The 17,193-nt window shown below is 68.6% G+C and carries 20 protein-coding genes and 1 pseudogene; 6 read left to right on the forward strand and 15 right to left on the reverse strand.

Features of this window, described 5'->3' with window-relative positions:
* From ACQ393_RS17370 to ACQ393_RS17405, 8 genes are all read right to left on the reverse strand, one after another.
* A partial coding sequence (locus ACQ393_RS17370) for a ParA family protein (protein ID WP_430648134.1) occupies positions 1 to 114 on the reverse strand: 114 nt, incomplete at its 3' end.
* Positions 115 to 774: 660 nt separating this feature from the next.
* Positions 775 to 1,188 carry a DUF6573 family protein gene (locus ACQ393_RS17375; protein WP_430648117.1) on the reverse strand — a complete coding sequence of 138 codons (414 nt, stop codon included), beginning with the start codon at positions 1,186 to 1,188 and terminating at the stop codon, positions 775 to 777.
* 319 nt (positions 1,189 to 1,507) lie between these two features.
* Positions 1,508 to 2,440 carry a DUF3560 domain-containing protein gene (locus ACQ393_RS17380; RefSeq protein WP_430648118.1) on the reverse strand — a complete coding sequence of 311 codons (933 nt, stop codon included), beginning with the start codon at positions 2,438 to 2,440 and terminating at the stop codon, positions 1,508 to 1,510.
* A gap of 1 nt (position 2,441) precedes the next feature.
* Positions 2,442 to 2,657, reverse strand: a complete 216-nt coding sequence (locus tag ACQ393_RS17385; protein ID WP_430648119.1) for a hypothetical protein — start codon at positions 2,655 to 2,657, stop codon at positions 2,442 to 2,444.
* Positions 2,658 to 2,666: 9 nt separating this feature from the next.
* Positions 2,667 to 2,936, reverse strand: coding sequence for a hypothetical protein (locus ACQ393_RS17390; RefSeq protein ID WP_401001019.1), 270 nt, complete (start codon positions 2,934 to 2,936; stop codon positions 2,667 to 2,669).
* A 12-nt stretch (positions 2,937 to 2,948) separates the two neighbouring features.
* Positions 2,949 to 3,182, reverse strand: a complete 234-nt coding sequence (locus ACQ393_RS17395; protein ID WP_430648120.1) for a hypothetical protein — start codon at positions 3,180 to 3,182, stop codon at positions 2,949 to 2,951.
* A gap of 456 nt (positions 3,183 to 3,638) precedes the next feature.
* The gene (locus ACQ393_RS17400) at positions 3,639 to 4,733 is read right to left on the reverse strand and encodes an FUSC family protein (protein WP_430648121.1); all 1,095 of its coding nucleotides are present in this window, start codon (positions 4,731 to 4,733) and stop codon (positions 3,639 to 3,641) included.
* Positions 4,734 to 4,917: 184 nt separating this feature from the next.
* Positions 4,918 to 6,624 (reverse strand): ParB/RepB/Spo0J family partition protein, encoded by a 1,707-nt coding sequence (locus ACQ393_RS17405; RefSeq protein ID WP_430648122.1) that lies wholly within the window; start codon positions 6,622 to 6,624, stop codon positions 4,918 to 4,920.
* Between ACQ393_RS17405 and ACQ393_RS17410 the strand changes: the two genes are divergently transcribed.
* A complete protein-coding gene (locus ACQ393_RS17410) occupies positions 6,623 to 6,856 on the forward strand; it encodes a hypothetical protein (protein WP_401001010.1) in 234 nt (77 codons plus the stop codon). The two genes, ACQ393_RS17405 and ACQ393_RS17410, sit on opposite strands and share 2 nt — an antisense overlap.
* A 418-nt stretch (positions 6,857 to 7,274) precedes the next feature.
* Positions 7,275 to 8,501, forward strand: coding sequence for an IS110 family transposase (locus ACQ393_RS17415; protein WP_430648123.1), 1,227 nt, complete (start codon positions 7,275 to 7,277; stop codon positions 8,499 to 8,501).
* Positions 8,502 to 8,511: 10 nt separating this feature from the next.
* Here ACQ393_RS17415 and ACQ393_RS17420 read toward each other — a convergent pair whose 3' ends face one another.
* A complete protein-coding gene (locus ACQ393_RS17420) occupies positions 8,512 to 9,036 on the reverse strand; it encodes a hypothetical protein (RefSeq protein ID WP_430648124.1) in 525 nt (174 codons plus the stop codon).
* Between the two features lie 72 nt (positions 9,037 to 9,108).
* Between ACQ393_RS17420 and ACQ393_RS17425 the strand changes: the two genes are divergently transcribed.
* On the forward strand, positions 9,109 to 10,104 hold the full coding sequence (locus tag ACQ393_RS17425) for an ATP-dependent DNA ligase (RefSeq protein ID WP_430648125.1): 996 nt from the start codon (positions 9,109 to 9,111) through the stop codon (positions 10,102 to 10,104).
* 178 nt (positions 10,105 to 10,282) lie between these two features.
* On the opposite strand, the gene ACQ393_RS17430 is transcribed toward ACQ393_RS17425, so the two are convergent.
* The 6 genes from ACQ393_RS17430 to ACQ393_RS17455 all read right to left on the reverse strand — a co-directional run bounded on the left by ACQ393_RS17430 (position 10,283) and on the right by ACQ393_RS17455 (position 15,841).
* Positions 10,283 to 12,220, reverse strand: coding sequence for a hypothetical protein (locus tag ACQ393_RS17430; RefSeq protein ID WP_430648126.1), 1,938 nt, complete (start codon positions 12,218 to 12,220; stop codon positions 10,283 to 10,285).
* 522 nt (positions 12,221 to 12,742) lie between these two features.
* Positions 12,743 to 13,156 carry a helix-turn-helix domain-containing protein gene (locus ACQ393_RS17435; RefSeq protein ID WP_430648127.1) on the reverse strand — a complete coding sequence of 138 codons (414 nt, stop codon included), beginning with the start codon at positions 13,154 to 13,156 and terminating at the stop codon, positions 12,743 to 12,745.
* A gap of 115 nt (positions 13,157 to 13,271) precedes the next feature.
* On the reverse strand, positions 13,272 to 14,009 hold the full coding sequence (locus ACQ393_RS17440; protein WP_430648128.1) for an FHA domain-containing protein: 738 nt from the start codon (positions 14,007 to 14,009) through the stop codon (positions 13,272 to 13,274).
* Positions 14,009 to 15,076: a M23 family metallopeptidase gene (locus tag ACQ393_RS17445; protein WP_430648129.1), complete on the reverse strand. Its 1,068-nt coding sequence runs from the start codon at positions 15,074 to 15,076 to the stop codon at positions 14,009 to 14,011. Before ACQ393_RS17445 ends, ACQ393_RS17440 begins: the two co-directional genes overlap by 1 nt.
* Positions 15,077 to 15,080: 4 nt before the next feature.
* Positions 15,081 to 15,599, reverse strand: coding sequence for a hypothetical protein (locus tag ACQ393_RS17450; RefSeq protein WP_430648130.1), 519 nt, complete (start codon positions 15,597 to 15,599; stop codon positions 15,081 to 15,083).
* Complete coding sequence (locus ACQ393_RS17455; RefSeq protein WP_430648131.1) at positions 15,596 to 15,841, reverse strand: helix-turn-helix domain-containing protein; 246 nt, start codon at positions 15,839 to 15,841, stop codon at positions 15,596 to 15,598. Before ACQ393_RS17455 ends, ACQ393_RS17450 begins: the two co-directional genes overlap by 4 nt.
* Positions 15,842 to 16,026: 185 nt before the next feature.
* Here ACQ393_RS17455 and ACQ393_RS17460 point away from each other — a divergent pair, with 185 nt between their 5' ends.
* From ACQ393_RS17460 to ACQ393_RS17470, 3 genes and pseudogenes are all read left to right on the forward strand, one after another.
* On the forward strand, positions 16,027 to 16,647 hold the full coding sequence (locus ACQ393_RS17460; RefSeq protein ID WP_430648132.1) for a DUF6668 family protein: 621 nt from the start codon (positions 16,027 to 16,029) through the stop codon (positions 16,645 to 16,647).
* Positions 16,648 to 16,661: 14 nt separating this feature from the next.
* The gene (locus ACQ393_RS17465; RefSeq protein ID WP_430648133.1) at positions 16,662 to 16,955 is read left to right on the forward strand and encodes a hypothetical protein; all 294 of its coding nucleotides are present in this window, start codon (positions 16,662 to 16,664) and stop codon (positions 16,953 to 16,955) included.
* A 20-nt stretch (positions 16,956 to 16,975) separates the two neighbouring features.
* Positions 16,976 to 17,193: pseudogene (locus ACQ393_RS17470) on the forward strand (hypothetical protein); the annotation flags it as partial.

The following is a 17,193-nucleotide window of genomic DNA, read 5'->3' on the forward strand; positions in this document are numbered from 1 at the left end:
GCTCGCGGCGAGCATGCCGCCGAGGTTCGCGACCAGGGTCGTTTTGAGGACTCCCCCCTTGCCGTTGATGACGGCGATGCAGCGCTCGAGCGCTACGCGGTTGATGGTGGTCATTCGGCTCTCCCTATTGCAAGTGATACCAGCGTTGTCAGCGTTCAGTGCGTTACTTGTGTTGCGTGTCTTGAATGCGTTGCCAGCGTTGCAAGTGTTCTAAGTGTTGCCAGCGTTGCAAGCATTACTTGCGTTACCTGCGTTGTCAGTATTACATACGTTGTCAGCATTGCACGCATTACTTGCGTTACTTGTGTTGCAAGTATTTCGCCGGGGGAGTGTGAGGGGGCTGGCAGCCCCCTCACAGGCGGCCGGTTAGAGGCCGGCCTTCGCGATCGCCTCGAGTTCGGGCGTTGGGTCCATGGGCGTTGAGCTCGGCGTAAGTCGTCGCCTCGGTGATGGGGTGATCGGGGATCACGGCGGGCCTGCGCGACGCGGAGCTTCGCGAGCTCGACGACGAGCGGGCGCGGCAGCTTGCCGACGTCCGAATAGAGCGCGCGGGCGTCGCGCTCGACGGCGTGCCAGGCGGTAATGAGCTGGTAGCGGGTGAGGTGCTGGTGCTCGGTGGGGTAGACGTTCGTGAGCAAGTGGCGGATCACGTTGACGTACTGCGCCGGGGTGGGAGCGACGTCGATGGTCTGGACGGTCATGGTGGCTCCTTCGATGCGTTGGGTTCGGTCGGCTGGGGGAGCGGCCCGCCCTCGCGGGCGGGCCGCTCGGTGCTCAGTCCTCGTCGGGGAGCATGATCGTCATGACGGGCTCGCCGTCGTCGCCGGGGCTGATGTGCAGTGCGAGGTGCACGACGCACGCGCGGCCGTAGCCGGATGCACCGTCGTCGTCATTGGGCACGACGTAGACGTGGAAGTCGACGCGGTTCTGGCCGCTCGCGCGCTTTGCGGCGTGCAGGCCCATCCAGAGCACGTCCCAGAGGCGGCCGGCCTCGTCCTGCAGGCCGTCGTCGCGGCTCCATTCGACGGCGGCCGCCCACGCGCCGCGCGTGAGGGCGACGGGCACGCGGTAGCCTGCTTGGCTTGCGGTGCCCGTGGCGTCGACGAGCACGCAGTCGACGAGCGCCTGTGCACGTGAGTAGGCGTGGATGACTTCGGCATTGGCCCAGAAGTCTGCGGTGCTGGTCATGAGCTCTCTCCTTCTCTCAACCGTTTTGTTTGCCGTTCCGGCAAGAGAATCGATTGCGAGCGGGAGCCGGCGGAGTGCAGGGTCGTGGAATACCGGAGCGAGCGCAGCGAGTGAGGATATGCCGCGAAAGCCCGGAACGTAGCCGGCGGAGCGAGCTACGATGATCGGCCGGAATGGCGAACAAACGCCGAAGGGGCGGGCCGCGCAGCGGCCTCATCGCCCGGCCTCCGTGCCGGGCTGCGGCCTGTGGCCGCCGGCGGGGGAGTGCGAGGGGGTCGCCCCTCGCGGGCCGGCCTGCCGGGCCGGCCCGCTGCCTCGACTAGGGGCGCTTGTGCTCCTGGATCTCGGCATAGGGCGCGGTGTCGGTCCAGCTGTAGCCGGTCGTGAGGCTCACCGTCTTGACGTTGGCGCGCACGACTTCGCGCCAGTTGCCGCGGATCTTCACCAGGTCGCCCTTCTGGATCTGCTGACGGGTGTAGCCGGTCGCGGTGCCGTCTGCGATCTGCTGAGCCCGCACACCTTCCCAGTAGGCGAGCTGGTCGCGCAGCTCGGCGAGACGGGGCGCAGCCCGCTTGGCGCGGGCGGCCTTGAGCTCGTCGCTCGCGGGCTGGTATCCGGTTTCGGGGTCGTAGCGGTCGGCCTCGATCTGGCGATCTACTCGGCGGATGTCGGCGCCGATCTTCTCAATGCGGTTCGCCACGGTGACCGGGTTGTATCGGGCGCCAGTGGTGTGGGTCGCCGTCTCGGCCCGCTCGGCCGCGCGGTCGGCCTCGGCCTGTGCGGCGACGCTGCGGCCCATGCTGCGATCGGCTCGGGCGATCGCAGCGCGGTGGCGGCCTTCGGAGTGGTGGCCGATCTTGATGGGCTCGCCACCTTCGGGCAGGCGGGCCAAGTCGCGCTTGGCGGCTTCCCACGCGGCATCCGCGGCCGCGCTCTTGCGCTCGGCCTTGGCCTCGAGCGCGTCGACGCGATCGACCTGCCGGGCGATCTTGCCCGCCTCGACCTCGGCCGTCGTGCGGGTGGTGTCGTCGATGACGGTTTCGACCTCGAACCCGGCTTCGCGCAGCGCGGCCGCGGTCGCCTCGATCCGGTGGCGGTTCGGGCCGTGGTCGCGGCTGTTCGGCACGTACCACGCGGCGATGCTGCGGCCCCAGCGCCAGCGGTTGGCCTTCAGCACCTCGGCCGAGCCGTCGCCCTTGCTGGTGCCGTCGATGATCGTTCCGGCCTCGTGGGTGTGGGTGATGGTGAGCATGTCAGGATCCTTCGGAGTCTGTAAGTCTGTAACCGGGCATCGAGTCGTCGCGCACGAGGGCGAAGAACTCGATGTACTCCCACGTCAGGGTGTGATCCTCGAACGGGCAGAGGGCTTCCCAGTCGATGCCGTCGACCTGCTCGCCGAACTCGGCGGCCAGGTGCAGCTCGTCCGGGGCGGTGACCGTCTGCCCGTCCGAGGTGGTGAGGGTGAGCACGGCCGCCGCCTAGGCGGCCCGGATGCGGGAGCCGTTCGGCGTCAGCTCGACGACGAACCGCTCTCGGGGGTGCTTGCGCGTGCGCTGCTTCCACAGCGTCGCCATGTCGGCGTTGATGAGCAGGCTGTCGCGGGTCACGATGCCGGGCACGTCGGCGCCGTCCGCGATGCGGGCGGCGTTGATCGCGTCCCAGTCGGGCACCTCCTGCCACGTTCCGTCGGCCTGCTGCTCGCCCTTCCAGTACGGGCGCGGTTCGGGGGTCTGGGTCTGGGTGGTCATCGCGGGTGCCTCCTACGCTGCGAAGTGGTAGCCGCGGGCGTCGAGCGCCGCGAGCCGGGTGGGGTCGTTCTTGATCGCCTCCGCGCCCTCGGGGGAGAGGACGATCGCGGGGTCGCCGTCCGCGTCGTTGACGACGGCGACGGTGCGCACGTCGAGCACGGCCCCGGTGAGGGGGCACGTGATCGCGCGCTGCACGAGGCTCCGAACGAGCTGCTTACGCAGGTGGGTTGCGAGGTCGTTGGTCATGAGTTCTCTCCTTCTCTCCAACGTTTTTCTTGGCCTGTCTGGCAAAGAGAATCGATTGGGAGCGGAGCGGCCGGAGTGCCGGGTCGTGGAATACCGGAGCGAGCGCAGCGAGTGAGGATATGCCGCGAAAGCCCGGCACGTAGGCCGTGGAGCGACCTACGATGAACGGCCAGACAGGTCGAGAAAACTCAGAGATCCGGCCGCGGAGCGGCTCGTTGTCCGTCGCTCCGTCGCCGGGCCCGCGCGGCGCGCCGCGCATGAAGGAGCCCCCGACGCTGTTTGGAGAGAGGCGCCGGGGGCGTTGCCAGGATGGGGTGATCCTTGGGCTGAGCGCAACTCAACCATGACCCGCTGACATGACGTCGACCTCGAGCGAGAGCGGCCCGGGCTGTTCTTCGGCGGCACGCTGGGTGTCTCCTGGCGGAGCGAAGCAGTCACACAGGCGACCTCGCCGGCCTAATCGTCAGCTGACGTCGCCTGCTGCGAGCTCGTGCTCCCGGTGCCCCCGTGAGGGGCGGCAATCTGGGCGTGACGGCGCTTGGTGATGAGAGTGACGATCGCGACGCCGCCGATCGCGAGCGCGATGCCGATCAGGGTGTCGACGATGCGAATGCCGGGCCCGCTCATCTCGTGATCGACGGCGAGCCAGTAGTAGGACAGCACGGCGTTCGTGAGGAAGAACGCGTAGATCATGTAGTTCGCCGAGTAGAACGCCACGGCCCCGAAGGCGCCGATGATCATGACTACGATCATCGGCGGATCCGCATCGAACGCCGCGATCAGGCCGGTGGCGGTGAGCACGCCGACGATCGTGCCGACGCCGCGCTGGATGGCCTTGAACATCGTCTTCCCGAGATCGGGCAGGAAGACGATCAGCAGGACGATCGCGGCCCAGTACGGGTCGAGATCGGTCGTCAGCGAGTACCCGATGACGACCGCGAACACGATGAGGACGGCGCGCACGAGATTCCAGATGCCGAGATCCGAGGTGACGAGCGATCCGAACGTTGCCTTCCCGCCGGCGCCGGCGTTCGCGACCGGTTCTTCGAGAGGTGCCGGGAACGCCCGACCGCGGGTGACGAGTGCGACGATCCCCACGAGAGCCATCGCGATCGCGCCGCCGATGAGGAACGCGACCGAGGTTGCGCCGGGATACTCGTCGCGCGACTGGCCGATCAGCACCACGAGCACCCAGCACAGCAGGAGGTAGCCGGCACTGCCCGCGGCTCGGCTGATGCCGTAGGCGAGTCCGGTGAGATAGGCCGCGACGGCCAGCACGAGCGCGGCGGCCCAGGCGTTCTCGGCGGTGACGTACGCGAGGAAGCCGAGCACGCCGCCGAAGACTGTGACTATGGCCATGTACGCGAACCGCGAGCCGAGCGTGCCCTTTCCGCCGGTCAGGACGACGAGCACCGCCGCGATCGAGGTCTGCACGAACCCGACGCCGGTCAGGGCTTCGAGCGCAACGCAGACGACGATGGCGACGAGGGCGAGGGCGGCGAGGCCCCAGCGCAGTTTGGACCGGTCGATCGCGACGAGTTGCCGGAACATTCGCATCCCCCTCAGCACGGATTGATGAAACGCTATCCCTCGACGGTGGTCGACGACATCGCTCGATCCGAACGAACCTCCGGCGAGAGCAGCGCGAGCACGGGGGAGCGCGAGGGGGTCGCCCCTCGCTGGCCGCTCGGCCGAGAGGGGCCGGGCGGGCTGGTCGCCCGCCCGGCCTGTTTGGTCAGTCCTCGAACTCGTCGGCGTCGAAGTCCTCGCCGTCGAACTCGTCTTCCTCGTAGTCGACGCCAGCCTCGGCGCGGGCGGCGGCCTTCGCGGCAGCGCCGTCGATGACCAACTGCTCGACCTCGGAGAGGGTGTAGCCCCACGCGGCGATCTGGGCGAGGTAGGCCGCCTTCTCGTCGTCGGGGTATCGCCACGCGCCCTTGTCGGTGTTGTCCTCGATGCCGCCGAGCACGATGGCGAGGCTGACGTGCTGCGCCTTGGTCGGGTTCGCGACGACGAACTCGGACAACTTGTCGGCCCGCCACCCGGTGCCCTGATCGATGCCGAGCAGCGTGTGAGCGAGGCTGTTGCCGCCCTGCATCTCGCGGTAGACGTCGCCTCGGTGGAACGTGAGGCCTCGGGCGATGAACTGGGTGGCGTCCTTCGGCAGCGTCTTGCGGCTCATGAACTGGGTGAGCCATTCGCGGCGCACGACCTCGGCTGCCGCCCACGCCTTGTTGTTGGCGATGAGCGCCTTCCGCTCGGCCTTCTGCTCCTCGCTCATCGGGCCGCTGTTGCTGCTTGCCCGCTCCGCGTCGCGGTCGCGGTAGCCCGCTTCCTTCCAGCCGCGCAGGAAGAACTCGAACCGGGGCTCGTCGTCGACGCGCCACAGGCTGACGTGCACGGCGCGGCCGTCGAGGGTCGCGAGGGTTTCGGCGTCGACGCTCTCGCCCTCGGCGGTGCGGAGCCGGTGCATGCTGAGGTAGTCCTCGTTGTCCCAGTAGGGGCGCTCGGCGAGCACTTCGTATCCGGCTTCCCGCAGCGGTGCGGCGTGTTCCTCGATCTTCGCGGCGAGTTCGCGAGCGGAGCGGGCGCGCTGGGCGGCGTGCTGGAACTGCTCGGGGTCGGCCTTGGCGATCTCGATCAGTTCGGCGACGACCTCGGGGGAGTCCTCGAACTCGATCAGCGTTGCAGCCTGCTCCAGATCGATTTCGTGTTCGACGATTGCGGCGGTCGCGACGGCGTTCTCAGCGACGGCGAGGCCCTGCTTCACGCGGGCGACCTTTGTGCCTGTCTTCTTCGCGATGCTGTTGGGCGTCATGCCCTCGAACGCGAGCTGCTGCCAGGCCGCCGAGCGTTCGGCCTCGGTCAGGTCGGCGCGCTGCTCGTTCTCGATCAACTGGTCGATGATGCGGCGGGCGGTGCTCTGGTCGCCGTCCACGATGTAAACGGGGATCGTCGCGAGGCCAGCCTCACGGGCGGCGAGGGTGCGGCGCTGCCCCATCCGCACGAGCACGTTGCCCTGCTCGTCGCGGTAGCCGTGCACCGGCATGACGACGCCGTGCTCGCGGATCGTCGCGATGAACTCTTTGGTCAGTGGCTTCATCGTGTCGCCGGGGCGCACGTTGGCCTCGATGATGATGCTCTGCGGGTCGATGTGCTCGATGATGCCAGCGGGTCGGGTGGGGGTGTCGGTTGCCATTGCTCTCTCCTTCGTTGCCAACCGTTTTTGTTTGCCTTCCGGCGAGAGAAATCGATAGCGACCGGGAGGGCCGGAGCGGAGGGTCGTGGAATACCGGACTGAGGGAGCTTGCGACCGAGGGAGGATATGCCGCGAAAGCCCGGAGTGTAGGCCCGGGAGGGAGCTACGATGATCGGCCGGAAAGGCAAACAAAACGCAGAAGCACAGGGCCGCGGAGCGGCTCCTCGCTAGGCTTCGGGCCATGAAGCTGATCCCGCTTCCTGGCAGCGACGGCCGGCCCACCCTGTGGGTGAACCCCGAGCACGTCGCGGCGGTGGTGCGCATCGATCAGTCGACCGGCGATGGCGGAATACAGCTGCGGGCCGAGCTCAAGATCGAGGGCATGCCCCTGCAGCGGGTGCACCTGAGCGATCATGCCTCGCTCGACGATGCGGATGCCGCATGGGCGAGGTTCCTCCAGGAGTTCGAGGGGTAGCCGGCGCTCGACGCCGGTAGGGGGTGCGGCCGGGCCCCGTCGTCCCCACTGTGTGCAGGTAAGCCCGGGGATAGCTGGGCTGTGCACATTGGGGTCGAGTGGATCTCCCATCACGGCTACCAGCTGCTCTCCTGGCGGGCCGACCGGGACCGCTGAGCTCACTCACTGGTAGACGCTGGGTGCTGACAGGCGTAATTGTCTGTTTGCGCCCCGGTGCTGCCGGGCCACTGCTGGGCTGATGCAGTCGCACTTCGGTGACGACCTGGCTGAGTGATGCGGGGCCCGGTGGCCCGGGACGTGCAGATCGGCCATAGGGCTTTGCGCCAGGCCTTTGGGCTGGAGTGCCGCAGTGAGCGACCGACCGTCACGTCCCGGACCGGAGTGCTGAATCCGTGGGCTGACGGAAGGAGCACACACCATGGAGGTTACGCCCGCATTCGGTGGGATCGATTGGTCCTGGCAACATCATGCCGTCTGCATCGTCGATGACGACGGCGCCCGTCTCGAGGAAGCCACCGTGGCGCACTCGAAATCGGGGTTGACCGCCATCTCGACGCTGCTGCACCTGCGAGGAGTGCGCAGTGTCGGGATCGAACGCGGCGACGGTCCCGTTGTCGAGCACCTGATCCGCGACGGGTTCGACGTCGTCGTCATCTCACCGCGACAGGTGCGCTCCCTGCGATCTCGTTACGGGGCAGCTGGCAACAAGGACGACCGATTCGACGCGTTCGTCCTCGCGGACGCGCTGCGCACCGACGCGGGGCGTTGGTCGGTGGTCCACCCCGACACAGACGAGACGATCGCGCTGCGGATGATGGTCCGCGCCCGCCAGGACCTGGTCGCACACCGGGTTGCGGTCCACAACCAACTCCTGGCCGTGCTGCAACACAACTTCCCCGGAGCGGTCGGACTGTTCAGCCAACTCGACATCCCCATCAGCCTCGCGTTCCTCCGCCGATTCCCGTCCGAGCAAAAGGCTCACTGGTTGGTCCAAGGTGGTGCAGCAGCTCGGATGCGACACTGGCTGACCGCCAACGGATACTGCGGCAGACACACCCCTCAGCGCCTCGTCGAGCACCTGAGCGCGGCCGTCCAGGGTCGCACGAGCGGCCCCGCAGCGCAGGCCGGAGAGATCCTCACACTCACCCTCGTGGATCTGCTCACCACCATCCGCGAAGAGCAATCCGCTCTGGAGACCCGGATCAAAGAAGCGCTGCTCGCCCACCCGGACGGACTGATCTTCCAATCACTGCCACGGGCCGGCTCGATCCGCGCAGCGACCCTGCTGGCCGAGGTCGGCGACTGCCGCGCCCGCTACCCAGATCCCGAGTCCCTGGCGGCAGCGGCCGGAGTCGCGCCATCAACCCGCCAATCGGGGAAGTTCTCGCACGTCGCCTTCCGACGCGGATGCAACGCCAACCTCCGCGCAGCGCTCATCGACTGGGCACAGGACACCCCACGCGCAAACGTCTGGGCCGCCGACACCTACCAGCGCGCCCGTGCCCGGGGCTGCCGTCACCCCCACGCCGCCCGCATCCTCGCCCAGGCATGGACCCGCATCCTCTGGCGCTGCTGGACCGACCACACCACCTACGACCCCGCCCTACACGGACGACTCGCCGACCTCACAACGGAGGCAGCTTGACATAGGGCACTCAGCCCGGGACCGAAGCGCCGGTGCGTGACCGCAGCCGCGCCAGGTCATCGTCGGTGAGCACATCGCGCGGCAGGATGCCGACGGCCGAATTGCTGCCGACACGCAACAGCACGACCGCGCGACCGACGTGGAGCACCCGGATGGCGGCATATGCGAGGTCGGAGGAGCCGAGCGCGCTCTCGGTGTGCAGCGCATGGTCGCGCACCTCGGCCGACGCAATCGAGCCCACGGGGTAGGCGGCACGCACGGAACGCCCGATCGAAATGCGCAGCGCGACGACCCAGGCCGCCGGGAGGACGACCAGCACGACGCCCAGCGCGACGATCAGCATCGATACCCGTGAGGAGAGCGCCGCGATGAGAGCGATGCCCGCAACGCAGACGAGCAGGGCGATCCCGCAGGCTACCCACATCACGATCGCGGCGGGGCGCAGCAACGTGAACGCGAGGGCCTCACGCGTCACCGACTGCGTCAACCGGTCATCGACGACGAGGGAACGAGACGGAGCGACGGCATCGGGCATCTGCCCATTGTGCACGGACCGCTGAGCTGCTCGAGCGTGTGGGGGCAGGATCCACGCGCGTAGCGTGAGGAGATGGCTGTGCCCGGCCTCCTCGTTCCACCGGCGGTCGCGCTCGCGCGATCGGTGCGCGAGCTCCCGGCCGCTTCCGCGATGCCCGGCGGCACCAGGTACGAGCCCAAGTGGGATGGGTTCAGGACGGTGGTCGTCCATGACGACGAGGTGTCCCTCTGGTCGCGTCGAGCGAAGAACCTGACCAAGTCCTTCCCGGAGCTTGCGGCCGCCGCGCGGGCGATGATCCCGCCAGGGTGCGTCGTCGACGGAGAGGCAGTCGTCTGGATCGACGGCCGGCTGAGCTTCGACGCCCTGCAGCGACGTCTCGGAACGGGAGCAGAACGGGCCCGCCGTCTGGCGAGCGCGCAGCCGGCGTCGTTCGTCGGTTTCGACATGCTCGCCGTTGCCGGCCACGACGTGCGGCGCCTGCCCTTCGACGACCGTCGCCGACTCCTCGAGGAGTTGGCGGGGGAGTGGGCGCCGCCGCTCAACCTCTCGCCCGTGACCGCCGACGTGGACGAAGCGCGTGAGTGGATGGAGACCTTGCCCGCTGCCGGCATCGAGGGCATCGTCGCGAAAGGTGGAGGGCAGCCGTACGTTGGCGGAGCACGCGATTGGCTGAAGGTGAAGCGTCGCGACACGCTCGACGTTGTCCTCGCGGCCGTTATCGGCCCCCGCCAACGGCCCGAGGCAGTCGTGGTCGGTCTGCCCGATCAAGACGGGCTTCGCATCGTCGGGCGCTCGACTCCGCTTCGCCCGCACGAGGCACGACAGTTGGGGGAGCACTTGCGGCCGCCGGCTGGTGAGCATCCCTGGCCGGAGGTCGTCTCTCCGGGCGCCGTCGATCGGTTCAACGCTGGCCGCGACCCCGTTCAGCTCACGCTCGTCGAGCCCGTCGTTGCGGAGATCTCCGCCGACGTCGCCATGTCTGGGCGAGCATTTCGTCACGCAGTGAAGTACCTCCGGATACGTCCCGAGCTCGACGTCGACGACGTCGAGTGGCCAACATCGCGATGACCTCTTCCGTGTGAGGGAAGCGCACTCCAGCGGTGTCGCGAGCTCGCGGTGAAGCCCGCGCGTGAATGAGGCCGTGCACAGGTCTTGTGTCTGTGTGCGGGCTGGAAGAGGGTCCCGCTCTCGAGGGTGGCCGCTCGATCAAGGGCTGCCGCGGGCCGCGAGCGGCCCTTGCCATCGACTACGCTGCTGTGGCTTCTAGTCGGGGTGGGGCGAGCACGCCGACGGCGAGCTCGAGCGCGGTCGAGTGGTCAGGATGCCCGCCCGAGTTGCGCGGATACCTCGGGAAGTCGGGACGATCGTTCTGAGCGAAAAGTGCGACGCCGGTCGGTGAGCGGCGGCCGCGGCGCTTCTTGTGCCGCTTGCGCATCCACGCGCACTCGGCACTCCACCAGGCCCACCGATACCGCTCGAAGTCGTAGCGCTGCCGGCGCTCGAGCAAGAAGCCGTCCACGCCGAGCTCGACAGCGGCCGCAGTGCGGGCATCCGGCGCCGGTCGGGCCCAGCCGGTGCGCGTGCGCAGGGCGAGGCCGGCTCGGTGGAGTCGGCGAAGTGCGCGCTGCAGCTGGGGGCGGGTGAGGCCAGCCATCTGCTGGAGCTGCTCGAGCTCGGCGGATCCTTCCTCGGGGAGCTGAGCGTGGGCGCGTCCGGCAGTTCGTCCCAAGCTGCCGGGTGCGGAGAACACGTCGTGTGCGAGCGCCTGTAAGTGTGAGCTCAGAGTGTTCATCCACCAGGTGCGCAGGGCGGCCGGTGGGGCCGCGGTGGGGGCGGGGCGCATGGCTGCTTGTGCCCACTTTGGTTCTCCTGTTTCTGTGGAGAACCGTTCGGAGAGTCGGAAACGTGCGCCGTGGATGCCCTGGGCTTCGTCGACGCGCACGAGCCACGCGCTCTCGGCGTCGCCCTCTACGTCGGGCGTGGAGAGCGCGGCGAGAGCGAGGCGGCAGGCCTCGCGGCCGTAGCCGGTGTCGGCCGACAGGCGGCGGGTGTCGACCTCGACGTCGGACCGGGCCGCCTGCACCAGATACAGGCACACCGCGTCGAGCACGGCGCGGTGGCTGGGCCGGCCCTGTGCGCCTCGCTGGGCGCGTGAGGCACCATCGAGGCCCCATCGGCCGGGATTCGTGTCGGCGAGGGCCTGGCATGCGCCCACGGCACGACTGACGGCGCTCGCACGGTCGACGAAGCCCGGATCGTCGACGTCGTGGTCGAGGGGGTTCTGTGCGGCGAAGTAGACCGCTCGCGACCACTCGGCCGCGAGCGTCATGTCGGCCTGGTGCTGCGGCCGCGGATGCCGGGTGCCGCCGGCGCCCGGGCGGCTGCGGGCGTGCTCGAGCGCGGGGGAGTGCTCGGCGATCGCCTGTACGTCGGTGAAGCGCCAGCGGGCGCGGGCGCAGCCGACGAGCACCGCGGCAAGGGTGCGGCTGGTGTCTTCGGCCGGCGCTGCGTTGATGAGCTCGCGGATCCGTGCCGATACGTCGCGCTTGGCGCCGATGAGGTGCGGGTGCCCGGCGCCGTCGTTGGCCATGCCCTTGACGAGGCTGATCGGTGCCGGGGCGATGCTCGCGCCGGCGTCGACGAGGAACGCGCGCAGCTCGAGCAGCTGGTCGACGTCGACCTGGTGCCCGAGCACGGCGACGTCGCCCTGGGGCTCGGAGCGGCCGCCGCGACGGTGCGGTGTGTACGGCGGGCGGACGCAGCCGGTCGCGGGGTTCACGAGTGGGTTGACGTCGAGCGAGGGGAGGAGCTGGGCTGCGAGGTGGGCGATCGCGGCGACGAGCTCGGCATCGACGCCGGCATCGTCGACGGCGATCCAGACGTGGCGACCGCCGGCGGGGCCTGAGATGCAGACCAGGTGAGGAATGTTGAGCTCGTCGAGCCAGTGCGAGAGACGGCTGGCGTCGTAAGCGGCGTTGCCGTTCTTCGCGTCGAGGTCGAAGCAGACGAAGCGGTAGCGGCCGTCAGAGCTGGCGAGGTTCATGGCCCACGGGGTCGAGGGAGCGTCGTCGTCGACGCGGTGCGTGAGCCAGTAGTCGTTGGTGCCCTCGGCATCGACGCGGACGGATCCGCGCGGGCTGAGGTGTCGGGTGAGCTCCCACGGGTCGTCGCTCGTGGACGACACGCCGCGGGTCAAATCGCCACCAATGGCGGGGCGGTACCCGGAGGCACGGGTTACTATGGCAGCACCAACTCTCAGTAGATGGACGTGAAAGGGCCTTCCCTCCACGGGCACTTATTGGGGAGCTAGCTCGAACCTCGTGGTCGCCAAACTTTGAGGGTTTGAGCTCAATACTTGGAGAGGCCCGTCGCGCAAGCGGCGGGCTCTTTCTCGTTAGGCGGCTGGGATTGGCAGCTCCAATCGCGTGGGGTCCTTGGGCTTAGGAGCGAACTCGGGCAGCCCGAGGTCGTGGGCAAGCAACAGCGACAGGTAGTCGTTGACGCTCAGCCCGAGCTCATCGGCTCGAGCCTGTGCCTCAGTCGCCAAGGCGAGAGGCGCGCGCGTAGCGAGGAACTTGCGCTCCCCCTTGGACGGGCGTCCACCAAGCTCGGTCGTCATGCGCACAGTCAAGCGGAATCGAGTAACAGAAACTGGCAGGCGCGCACGGCGTGTCTCACGTACCCCCGCGGATGTCGAGCGCTGGGGCTACAGGCGCGGCGCGTTCCGCACAGCATCGAGTGCGGCTCGGAGCTCGTGGCGGAATACGACCCAGCGGCCCTCGACCTGGTGTCCGGGGATCGTGGCATCGTCGAGCCAGGCGTAGACGGTCGGCTTGGACTTGCCGAGCAGCTGCATGAGCTCCCGGTAGCCGAGCTCGTCGGGGTAGTCGGCGAGGACATCAACGACGGCCGCGGGGCCGCTGGCTCGGTTGCTGACCGCTTCGAGCATGCTGCGCAGCTCGTCACGGAAGACGATCCACGATTGCTCGGTGAGGCGGTAGCCGGGAACCTTGGCGTCGTCGAGCCGGCGTCGAGCGGTGCTCTCGCTGATGCGGAGGACACGGGCGACGTCGGCCGTGGTGAGTGCTTCTGGGAACCTCGCCCAGTAGTCGTCGTCCATCGGTCGCCTCGGCTCTGGCGAGCTTGAAACGCGCGCCCAGTGGGGGCGGCGATTCGGGGAGGGCTCGCAGGGGTCGTCATCGCATTATCCCGCAGCGGCCGCGCAGAACCGGGTATCACGCGGCGACCCCGACCGTTCCGACGACGATCGTGCCGAGCTCGATCCGGTCACCGGGCACAGCTCGGTGAGGGACACCGGGCGTAAGCGGGAGAGTTCGGCCGTCGGCGGTGACGACCCACGTCCCGTTTGCTGAGCCGAGGTCGGTGACGCTGATCCCTGAGTGCGTGGGTTCGAGCCGAGCGTGCCGCTTCGAGAGGGTCATCGACACGTCGTGCAGCGGCAGCGCTTCAGCGACCTCGTGCGCCTGGGGCTTCGGGGAGCGGCCCACGATGAGGGGCTGGTCGACGATGGCCTCCTCGCCTGTGCTGAACACGACCGTGCAGCGCACGGCCTGAGGTGCGGTTGCCGGCGCCTGCGGCGGCAGGGCGTCGATCGTTCGCACGACGGACGATGGAGTGATCCGTGTCGGCGCTTCCAACACCGGTGCGGGTGTGGTCTTCGACGAACGTACGATCGGCTGGCGACTCGTGGCGCCTTGCGCCTCGAGGTCGATGACATCGCCGTTGGGGGTGACGGCGTTGTGCCACGTGCCGAGCGGGTCGGTCGCGTTCATGCGGACGGGCCGGTGGAGCTGCACCGCGATGGCGGTTGCGCGTTCGATGATCGCCCGTCGAGTCGCGGCCGGGTCGCCGGCTGGGAAGTCGATGTGCGATCCGGCGACGTTCATGTGTGCCGAGCCGTCCTCGGTCAGCGTGACCTCGACGATCGGGTAGCTGGGGATGCTTTCAGCCATCAATACCTCCGAGCGCAGCTGTCGGGCGGGCAGAGTTCAAGGCCGAAGAGCTTGTAGAACTCTTCGGGGTTCACGAAGTTGGCGCGGGGCCCACCGAGGGCCTGGCTGAGCTGTAGCGTCGCGATCTGCGAGTTTGTGTTGCCAGCGACGTTGACGCGCAGATCGAGGTGACAGCCGGTCGATTGGCCCTCGTTGCCGACTGCGCCGATCTGCTGGCCGGGCGTCACCTTGTCGCCGGCCTTCACGAGCGTGTCTTCGATCCGCATGTGTAGGTAGGAGATGGTGTAGCCGTCCGGATGCTTGATTGACACCTGCGAGTTGATCGCAAGAGTGACAGTGCCCGTCTGGATCGCGTGAACGGGATCCCCACACGGGTTCGGGGAGTGCTGCAGGTCGACGGCCGGGTGCCAGGTGCTCGCGCCGACACCGGTGTCAGGGCGGGGGCCGTAGTCATCGGTCATGTTGTAGCCGGGCGAGAGCGGGAATCGCAGGTCGCCACCGGCGCACTGGCCGCTGGCGCCGGCGAGGGCGGAAACGACTTTCTCGGCGGCGTCCTGGAAGCGCTCGTAGTGGAACGGGTCAGCGTTGCGCTGCACTTTGTGGATCGCGAGCGTCGGGGTGAGCTGCTGCCAGCCTTCGACGGTCATAAGGCGCTGGAAGAAGAGCGCCGCCGACGTAGTGGGGTCCATCCGGTCGGCGAGCGAGCCCCACGAGTCGCGCTGTTGGAACAGGCCGCGCGAGTCGGGCCCGGCCTCATCGCCGTAGTTGATGACGCGCAGGCTGGATTCACCCATCGCGGTCATGACACCGAGCACTTGGGCTTGGCGGTCGAGGCCGAGGTCGATGGCCGCGTTCATGATGTAGGCGGCGTTCTTGAGCTGCTCGCCGCTGTAGCCGGCGATCGGCTCCGCAGGAACGGCGTTCGGGTTTGCCCGGCTGCCCTGGCCCGCGCCGCATGCGGCGGCGCCGGGTGCCACGACGAGCAGGAAGACCATGAGCATGCTCGCGACGACGGCGATCGGCAGGCCGATCGCCGCGGCGAGGCCGAGCTTCGAGGGCGACGACATGCGGCTACCCCTGCTTGGGTCGGATGCGCTCGGCGAGCCACGGCTGCGAGGCATCCGAGCGGGTGAGCGTGATGACATAGGGGCCACTGTCGGTCGGCACCTCGACGAGCGTGATGACGTCGGTCGCGCCCTCGAGGACGGTGGCATCCCCGCGCACGGCCGTGACGGGGATGGTTTCGGGCAGCGTGCCCTCGTATGCGGCTGCGCCCTCCTGGCTGAGCAGAGGCAGCATGCCGTTCCACCACTCGGCCTCGGGGAGGTCGGGCCGCGCGAACGCCGTCATGATGGCAGTCGCCGCGGTGATCGCATCGGCCTTGCTCTGCTCGGCCGCGGGGGGCTCGTCGACGAGCTCCTGGTCGTCGCTGACGTCCGGCTGGTCGGGTGGTGTGAACGTGGCCATCGAGCTTGGCTGCGTCGTGCTCGTCGCGATCGGCTGCTGAGCGTCGGTGCTCGTGCAGCCAGTGAACAGAAGGATGCCGCTCGCGATCGCGGCGGCGGTGATGGTGAGCGAGCGCGTGGTCATCTGATCCCCCCGATGTTCCGGTGGCGGATCAGGTACTCCCGAAGGTCGACCTTGCCGACGATCCAACCGCGCCCGAGCTTAGAGGCTGGGAGGCGGTGTGCCTCGTTCGGGTGGTTGATGAGGTCACGGATCGTGCGGGGCGTCTGCCGCGTCGCCTGCGCGACCTCCCTGACCGTCATCGTCTCGCCGTAGGCGGTGAGCGCGCTGTCCGGCCAGTGCTGCCCTGAATCGTTGGTGGTCACAGTTCGATCATACCCAAATATCGGTTAAATACGTGCGTGTTGGTATAGATTGCTATATATCAGGTAAGATTGCTACCAGACGCCTCGATTGGGTTACTCACACCAGAGTGGAGCGATTCTCCGTCCTGGGAGAGCGCCCCTAACAATGGCTGGGGATCTGCGTACTGGACGGGAGGGACCAGGGCATGAGCAACGTGAACCCGTGGGTCACGACGAACGCGCCACAGGCGCCGACCACACCCGCTGCGCCGGTTGTGCCGGCGACGGCCAGGCCCGAGGCTCCGCGGCCGACTGCGCCTCAGCCGGGCGTGCCGGCACCGGATATGGCCGACCGGCTTCCACAGGCGCTGCAGCACGCAACCGCGACCGTGTGGTGGCTCGGCGTACACGGCGGCGCTGGCGAATCGACGCTTGCCTCGCTCGGCGGCCGAACGCGCCCCGCCGGCCACGCATGGCCGATGCCCGCGCGGCGAGGCATCACAAATCGCGTGGTGCTCGTCGCACGCACGAACCACGCGGGCCTGGAAGCAGCGCAGCGCGCCGCGACCGAGTGGGCCTCGGGCGAGCTCGGCGACGCCGTGCAGTTGCGCGGGCTCGTGCTCATCGCCGACGCACCGGGCCGGCTTCCGAAGCCGCTGAGGCACTTCGCTGAGGTGATCAGCGGGGGAGTGCCCCGCACCTGGCGGCTGCAGTGGCACGAGCCCTGGCGACTCGGCGCCCCCGTTCAACTCGACAGCGCGCCCGCGGACGCCCGCAGCATCCTCACCGATCTTCAGCTCCCCATCTCCGCTGACTTCCAGCGCTAACCGAAAGGAACAACATGTCCGCACTGACCGAGTTCACGATCGCCGCGGCGAACGTGCTCGCCGAGCTGCCGAACCCGGAGCCCCAGCCGATCCCTGGCTTCGAGGGCGTCACGACGATCCTCGGCTGGGCGAAGTGGATCGGCCTCATCGCCGGCATCCTCGCGCTGATCGGCCTGGGTGTGCTGTTCATGTTCAACAGCCGCCGCGGTGAGGGTGGCGAACACGTCAAGCTGTTCGTCGGGATCCTCGCCGGCGTTCTCATCATCGGCGCGGCAGCCTTCATCGTCGGCGCCCTCTCGGGCGCCTGAGCATCGAGCGGAGAAACCACATGAGCGACCAGTCGACCGAACGGAGCCCGTTCGCCAAGAAGGGCTTCATCTTCGCGGCGATGGGCGTCGGCGTGATCGCCCTCGCCCTGATCATCGCGGTGGTGCCGATGCTGCTGGGCGGCGGGGGAGCGACCCCGCCGCCCACGACGGCCCCCACCGCCTCGGCCCCCACGGTCGCAGATGCCGACAAGAGCGTCTGCGGCCTTTCTGGCTTCGA

The sequence above is a fragment of the Agromyces sp. GXS1127 genome, assembly GCF_050565425.1.
GTDB lineage: Bacteria > Actinomycetota > Actinomycetes > Actinomycetales > Microbacteriaceae > Agromyces.